This window comes from Curtobacterium sp. B18, from assembly GCF_000333375.1.
Lineage (GTDB): Bacteria > Actinomycetota > Actinomycetes > Actinomycetales > Microbacteriaceae > Curtobacterium.
In genome coordinates this window covers 1-975 of record NZ_BACZ01000787.1, presented here as the reverse complement: position 1 = coordinate 975, position 975 = coordinate 1, and the positions used below count along the sequence as shown (strand labels likewise).

Here is a 975-nt window from a genome sequence, read left to right as displayed (position 1 = left end):
CGCTGGGCGCATGACCACTCCTGGACCGCACGCCGGTGAGGCGCACACCGGCGACCTCGCGGCACGACTGAACTGGCTCCGCGCCGGGGTGCTCGGCGCGAACGACGGCATCGTCTCCACGGCGTCGATCGTCGTCGGGGTCGCGGGCGCGTCGACCTCGGTCCCGGCGATCGCGACCGCCGGGATCGCCGCGCTCGTGGGCGGCGCGGTCTCGATGGCGCTCGGCGAGTACGTCTCGGTGAGCAGTCAGAAGGACAGCCAACGGGCACTCATCGAGCAGGAACGGCGGGAGCTGCACGAAGACCCGGTCGCCGAGCTCGAGGAACTCACGCAGCTGTGGGAGGCCCGTGGACTCCGGCGCGAGACCGCCGAGGCCGTCGCCGCCGAGCTGACGGACCGGGACGCCCTGCGGGCGCACCTGACGACCGAACTCGGGATCGACGAGGACGAGGTGGTGAGCCCGTGGCACGCGGCGTTCGCGTCGGCGGCCGCGTTCTCGATCGGCGCGGTGCTGCCGCTGCTCGCGATACTGCTGCCACCCGAGTCCGTCCGGGTCCCGGTGACGTTCGTCGTCGTCCTGCTCGCCCTGGCACTCACGGGTGCGACGGGTGCGAGGATCGGGGGAGGCTCGATGCCGCGCGCCACCGTCCGCGTGGTCGTCGGTGGTGCACTTGCCCTCGCGGCGACGTTCGTCATCGGATCCCTCCTCGGCACGAGCGGGGTGGTGTGACGTGGCGAGGATCCTGGTGGTCGAGGACGACCCGGAGATGGGCGCGCTCGTCGAACGCGGGCTCGTCGGCGAGGGGCACGAGGTCACCGTGGTGTCGGACGGCGTCGCCGCGCTCGTCCAGGCGCGCGGGCAGTCGTTCGACGCCGCCGCGATCGACGTCATGCTCCCCGAGATGACCGGGTTCGAGGTGTGCCGGCGGCTCCGCGAGATGGGCCAGGACTTCCCGGTCGTCCTCGGACCGCCCG

General features: G+C 72.9%; 2 protein-coding genes. Both read left to right on the top strand.

Translation table 11 applies throughout. From position 1 onward, the window contains the following. Positions 1-10: 10 nt before the first annotated feature. Positions 11-730, top strand: coding sequence for a VIT1/CCC1 transporter family protein (locus I5E_RS20705; RefSeq protein ID WP_022908657.1), 720 nt, complete (start codon positions 11-13; stop codon positions 728-730). A 16-nt stretch (positions 731-746) separates the two neighbouring features. Further along, positions 747-975, top strand: a 229-nt coding sequence (locus I5E_RS20700) for a response regulator (protein WP_261975015.1), incomplete at its 3' end; no start/stop codon positions are given.